The organism is Streptomyces sp. NPDC002265 (genome assembly GCF_040296125.1).
Classification (GTDB): Bacteria; Actinomycetota; Actinomycetes; order Streptomycetales; family Streptomycetaceae; genus Streptomyces.
Genome location: NZ_JBEOWS010000531.1, coordinates 1 through 4,528, shown reverse-complemented (window position 1 = coordinate 4,528; position 4,528 = coordinate 1). Strand labels below are relative to the sequence as shown.

Annotated in this window: 5 protein-coding genes; 1 reads left to right on the top strand and 4 read right to left on the bottom strand. The window is 67.8% G+C overall.

Translation table 11 applies throughout. The features are described 5' to 3' along the window. Nucleotides 1-442: 442 nt before the first annotated feature. The 4 genes from ABT085_RS44160 to ABT085_RS44145 all read right to left on the bottom strand — a co-directional run bounded on the left by ABT085_RS44160 (nucleotide 443) and on the right by ABT085_RS44145 (nucleotide 3,226). Nucleotides 443-1,552, bottom strand: a complete 1,110-nt coding sequence (locus ABT085_RS44160; protein ID WP_351622221.1) for a YhaZ family DNA alkylation repair protein — start codon at nucleotides 1,550-1,552, stop codon at nucleotides 443-445. 138 nt (nucleotides 1,553-1,690) lie between these two features. Further along, a complete protein-coding gene (locus ABT085_RS44155; RefSeq protein WP_351622219.1) occupies nucleotides 1,691-2,542 on the bottom strand; it encodes an SDR family NAD(P)-dependent oxidoreductase in 852 nt (283 codons plus the stop codon). A gap of 37 nt (nucleotides 2,543-2,579) precedes the next feature. Continuing rightward, nucleotides 2,580-2,936, bottom strand: a complete 357-nt coding sequence (locus ABT085_RS44150; RefSeq protein ID WP_351622216.1) for a nuclear transport factor 2 family protein — start codon at nucleotides 2,934-2,936, stop codon at nucleotides 2,580-2,582. A 44-nt stretch (nucleotides 2,937-2,980) separates the two neighbouring features. Beyond that, nucleotides 2,981-3,226, bottom strand: coding sequence for a hypothetical protein (locus tag ABT085_RS44145; protein WP_351622213.1), 246 nt, complete (start codon nucleotides 3,224-3,226; stop codon nucleotides 2,981-2,983). A 342-nt stretch (nucleotides 3,227-3,568) separates the two neighbouring features. Between ABT085_RS44145 and ABT085_RS44140 the strand changes: the two genes are divergently transcribed. Continuing rightward, entirely contained in the window at nucleotides 3,569-4,387 is an 819-nt protein-coding gene (locus ABT085_RS44140) for a MerR family transcriptional regulator (RefSeq protein WP_351622210.1), read from the top strand. The last annotated feature ends 141 nt before the right edge of the window (nucleotides 4,388-4,528 follow it).

Genomic DNA, 4,528 nt, shown 5'->3' with positions numbered 1-4,528 from the left:
CGCCCGCCGAATACGAAGTCAACTACTACCTGACGGCCACGAAACGCCTGGTCACAGCCACAACCTAGAGTCTCCGGACAACCCGGTGCGGTTCAATCCAGCACTAGCTGGTGGTTCTGGCTCGCTTGTTCTGTGAATCTTGAACTGTGCGTTACGACAGATTGTGGCTCTGGGCTTGTTGATCAGGACGTGAAATGCTTGCTCAGTCGCTTCAACAGGTGCCGCCGGGGCACCCGAGGCTCCAGGGCCGAACCAGTGGGAGTAAGAGGCGGTCAGGCGGCAGCCGTATGCGTGACTCGCGATCGGAGTCCTGAGTAGACCCCGCTGGGTCCCGGCCCTTTCACGCGGGCAGAACGCGTTTGCGGAGAAGCCGGAAGCCTGCGCGCTCGCCGTGATGCAACGAGGGTCCCCACCATCAGCGGGTTGGCCCGCGCGCTTGCTGTCAGGGCTGTAGCAGCCGGAAGTCGACAGGGTCGAACTGGTGGCCGTTGATCTGGAGTTGCAGCTGGTGGGCGCCTGGGTAGTAGACGCGGGTAGTGATCAGCCGGAACGAGTGCTCGCGTGTGAGTTCGGTCGACTGGCCAGGGTTCAGGGCGCGTGCGGCAAGTTTGAAGACTTTCGGGGTGGTCTTGCCATTCGCCTTCATGTGATGGATGACGTAGTCGATGGAGAGGGTGACCGGCCGCTGGGAGATGTTCGTGATTTGGGCGGTGAAGGTGAGGGCGCCGCCGAACGGGATGTCGGTCTCTTCCGGCAACGGTCCGACAACCCTGAGGTCGTCGCGGCTGCCGTGGAAGCCGACGAGGTGCAGGGCGTTCGGGTCGCCTTTCTTGATCAGGGTGCGCATTGCGTGGCGGATCAGGGCTGGTGTGGTGCTTTCTGGCGATCTGGCCCAGCGTGCGGCGGTGCTGCTGGCAAGGTCCGCGTCTAGGCGGGAGACGTCGTTGAGGTGGTTGGCAACCGAGCGGCGTACGAACGCAGAGCTGTCCGGGTAAAGGGCGTCCAGGATCGGGACGCCCAGGGCGGGATTCTGGTTGAGCGCGGGGACCTGGCGCGCCCAGGGCAGTTTGGGCCGGGTGCCTTCGCTGGCCAGGCGGCGCACGGCCTCCTCGGGTGAGGCGGTCCAGGCCCGGGCGGCGGCGAGCGTGCGCTCCAGGTCCGCGTTCAGGAAGGTGCGCAGCGCGAACTCGCTGGTGAGCCGGGGTGTGAGGGCCACCAGGAGGGTCAGGCCGTCGTCGAGGTCCTCGCCCGTGCCGGATTCGGTGGCCGCGGTGGCAACGGCCTCGGTGACCGGCCAGACCATCCAGCCGATCAGGTCCTCTCGGGCCAGAGCCGCGCGGACCGCGCGGGCCAGTCGGCGGTAGTCGTGGCCGGCGTCGACCAGCAGCGCCTCGCCGACCGTACGTGCCCGTTCGCTCAGGCTGAGCGATGCCAGTGTCCGTGCGCTCTTGGCGACGGTCTGCCACGGCGAGACCTTGGGCGAGGTCTCCTGCAGGATCAACGCCAGACTGCGGATACTGACGGGGCTGATCAGCTCGTCGGCGGTGGGCACTGATCCTCCAGGAGAACGAGATGTGGGCGCCGGATAATCAGAGGGGCGTGCAGTGGTCACCGGGCGGGGCCGTGGACAACCTACCCCCCGACGGGAAGGGTCCGCCTTGCCCCAGGCCGCCGCAGGAGCGCGTTCGGGCTAGGCCGTCTTGGGGAAGTCCGCGGCCCGGGAGGCAGTCTCCTGTGCGCGCAGTTCGTCCAGGGCGCCGCGCAGTTGGTCGTATACACGGTCGTAGCCGCCGTTGCCCAGGACGATGCGGCGGGGCGGGGAGTCCTGCCGCATGGCATCGACCACGGCCTGGACGCCGCGGTGAGGATCGCCGGGCTGGCGGCCGTCCTGACTGACCATGGCCACCCGCACCGTCTCCACGAACGCCCGGTAGGCCTCCACGGTCTCGGTCACCGGCTCCTCGGCGAAGCCGGCATAGGCTTGGGTGCGGAAGGCACCCGGCTCCACGGCGAGGACCTGGATGCCGAACGGCTCCACCTCGGTGCGCAGTGCGTCTGTCATGCCCTCCACCGCGAACTTGGCGGCACTGTAGAAGCCGAACCCGGGCACGCTCACGATCCCGGCGACAGAGGACATGTTGACGATCCATCCGCCGCGCCGCTCCCGCATGCCGGGAAGCACCGCGCGGACGAGGTCGACGACGGAGAAGAAGTTCAGCTCGAAGGAACGGCGTACATCCGCCTCTGGGGAGCCCTCCACCGACCCGTACCAACCGCGGCCGGCATTGTTGACCAGCACATCGATCCCGCCGAAGTGCGCTTCCGCGGCCTGGACCGTATCCCTGACCTGCTGGTGGTCGGTGGTGTCCAGCTCCAGCAGCAGGATCCGCTCACGCGCCTCGGCGCCGTGCAGGTCGGCCCATTCCTTCAACTGCCCGGGCCGGCGGGCGGTCAGCACGACGTTGTCGCCCTGCTCCAGTGCGACATCGGCATACGCCCTGCCGAAACCACCGGTACCGCCGGTGATGAACCATGTCTTCATAGTGCTCTTCCTAGGGGTGTGAAAGGCGGCGAGCGCGTCAGGGGGCGATGACCAGGCTGCTGATCTGTGTGCCCTCGAGGGTGAAGCGGTAGTTGAGGTCGGCGCTGCCGCCGGGGAAGTCGCCCTCCAGATGCTGGGCGAGGGTGAACTGGTGGGTGCCAGTGCGCTCGGCGGCCACCGGCGTGGTGGTGTAGGTGAACTCGGAGGCAGCGTTGGCGATCCAGTCGGTGATCGAGGGGATGCCGGTGTGGGTGTTGCCCTCATCGGTCACACTCGCCTGCGGGGTCAGGATCCCGATCACCGCCGTGGTGTCCCGGGTGTCGAGCGCGGCCAAGAACTGCCGGACGACCGCAGGCAGGTCGGTGATGTCGATACGAACGGTGCTGTCAGTCATGGGGTTCCTTATGTCGATGTGTTCAAGAAGTCCAAGAGTGGGAGCTACTGCCCCTGCGGGACGTCCGCACCACGCGTGGCGCACTCATTGCGGCGCAGCTCGGCCGACAAGGACTCAAGCTGCTCGGCCACGGAGCCGTAGCCGTAGCCGTAGCCGTCCGAGTCCTTCACGGGCTGGTGCCGCGGCGTGTCCTCCGCCGGCGTGGCGATGACGGCGCGAACACCGCGGCAGGAAACTCCGGTCCGACGTCCGTTGCCGTCGACGAAGGCGGCGCGGACCGATGCGAGCATCGGCCGATAGTCGTCGATCGTCTCCTGGACGGTTTCGTCGCCGCAGCCCGCCCCTGCGCGGGTGCAGTAGGCCCCCGGTTCGACAGCGAGGACCTTCCTGCCGAGGGGGCGACCTCCTTGCACAGTACTTCGGTGAGTCCTTTCCACCGCATACATGGCGATGCTGTGGTGACCGAACGCGAGGACACCCCGCAGGTCGCGGGCCTGGTGGGCCGCCCGGCAGCGGATGATCAATACGGGCAGCGCGGTGGGGGTCGCGCGGGTAGCTCATGTGAAACACGATGGGGTCTCCCCCAGGGAGAGGGTCAACCACGTCGAGCCCGGCGGATGCACACTGGAGCAATGTCCAGCGGATTGACGATCGGCGAGTTCGCGCAGTTGACGCACCTGAGCGTGCGAACCCTGCGTCGGTACCACGAGTCCGGGCTGCTGGAGCCCGCCTCGGTGAACCCCGACAGCGGCTACCGCTACTACACCACTGACCAGATCCCTACCGCGCAGGTCATCCATCGGCTGCGCGACCTGGACGTGCCGCTGACCGACGTGGCCAAGATCCTCGCCACCGAGGACGCCGCAGAGCGCGCGGACCTGGTCGGTGAACACCTGCAGCGGCTGGAGGCAGAACTGGACCGCACCCGAGCCGCTGTGGCCTCCCTGCGAAACCTACTACGCCCCGACGACAGCGGCCTGCAGGTCGAGCTCCGCCTGGTGGCGGCCAGAACGGTCGCCGGGGTCGAGGACGTCGTCGGCCACGAGGAGGTGTTCTCCTGGTACGACGAGGCGATGGCCGAACTCGACGCCGCCGTCACCTGTCTGCCGGCATTGGGGCCGCCGGGTGGCTGCTACGCCAACGAGCTCTTCACCCGCGGTCGGGGAACAGCGATGGTCTACCGGCCTGTGGCCGACCCGCCGAGCCGAGGCCGGGTGCGACCGGTGGACCTCCCCGCCGCCGAGCTTGCCGTGGTCGTCCACCCCGGGCCGCATGACGACATCGACGTCACCTACGGCCGGCTCGGCGCCTGGGTGGTCGAACACGCCCTCGCGGTCGATGGTCCAGTGCACGAGGTATATCTCGTCAGCCCGCGCGACGACCCGGATCCGGCAGCCTGGCGTACCGAGATCGGCTGGCCGGTGTTCCGGCTGACGCCCAACCCCGGTTGACAGCTGGCCCCGCTGGGGTCCGTTTGCCGTCGCAGGCGAGGTGGATCTAGGGTCCGTCTTCAAACGGATCTTGCCCAGAGCAGGAATGACGCGAGACTGACCGCTGCCTCGTAGGAGGTGGCGGTCTTGTCGTATCTGGTG

Excerpts from the sequence above, each read along its gene's own strand:
- ABT085_RS44155 (WP_351622219.1), bottom strand. The coding sequence starts at position 2,542 with ATGAAGACATGGTTCATCACCGGCGGTACCGGTGGTTTCGGCAGGGCG.
- ABT085_RS44150 (WP_351622216.1), bottom strand. The coding sequence starts at position 2,936 with ATGACTGACAGCACCGTTCGTATCGACATCACCGACCTGCCTGCGGTC.
- ABT085_RS44145 (WP_351622213.1), bottom strand. The coding sequence starts at position 3,226 with ATGCTCGCATCGGTCCGCGCCGCCTTCGTCGACGGCAACGGACGTCGG.
- ABT085_RS44140 (WP_351622210.1), top strand. The coding sequence starts at position 3,569 with ATGTCCAGCGGATTGACGATCGGCGAGTTCGCGCAGTTGACGCACCTG.